General features: G+C 56.5%; 1 protein-coding gene. It reads right to left on the reverse strand.

Features of this window, described 5'->3' with window-relative positions; genetic code table 11:
• Nucleotides 1–648 (reverse strand): DEAD/DEAH box helicase family protein (locus NZM01_12585; GenBank protein ID MCS6960869.1); only part of this gene is annotated, 648 nt, incomplete at its 3' end.
• Between the last annotated feature and the right edge of the window lie 95 nt (nt 649–743).

Consider the following 743-nt stretch of genomic DNA (forward strand, 5'->3'; position numbering starts at 1 on the left):
CTCGTCGCCGAACAGCTCGATGCGCGTGACATACTCTTCATCAGCAGGTTGCACATCGATTACATCGCCGCGAATACGGAACGTGCCTCGCCCCAGCACCATGTCGGAGCGTGTATACTGCAGTTCCACCAGGCGCATCGCCAGCTCGCGCGGGTCGATACGGTCGCCACGCTTGACGGTTACGATACTGCGCAGGTATTCAGCGGGCGAGCCCAGCCCGTAGATGCTCGACACACTGGCGACGACGATAACATCCCGTCGTTCCAGCACGGCTTGTGTGGCGGCGTGGCGCAAGCGGTCAATTTCGTCGTTGATGGAAGCGGTTTTCTCGATGTAGGTATCAGATTGGGGCACATAGGCTTCTGGCTGATAATAATCGTAATAACTGATGAAAAAGTGGACGGCGTTTTCGGGGAAAAAGGCGCGAAACTCCTGACACAGCTGCGCCGCCAGCGTCTTGTTGTGTGCAATCACGAGGGCAGGACGCTGAACGGCAGCGATTACCGACGCCATCGTGAAAGTTTTGCCTGTTCCTGTCGCCCCCAGCAGCGTCTGAAATTCATAACCGCGGTTGAGTCCCTCCACCAGCTTTTCAATCGCTTGAGGCTGGTCGCCGCGCGGCTGAAACTCGGTGCTAAGCCGAAACATACGCGAGAATTATACCTCTCGCTACAACGGCGCGGGAGAATATGGCATAACCTCTTTGGGTTCATGCAGCAGCGCTGGCAAGCAATAGGCAAACT

Source organism: Pseudanabaenaceae cyanobacterium SKYG29 (assembly GCA_025055675.1).
In the GTDB taxonomy this organism is placed as follows: domain Bacteria; phylum Cyanobacteriota; class Cyanobacteriia; order Pseudanabaenales; family Pseudanabaenaceae; genus M5B4.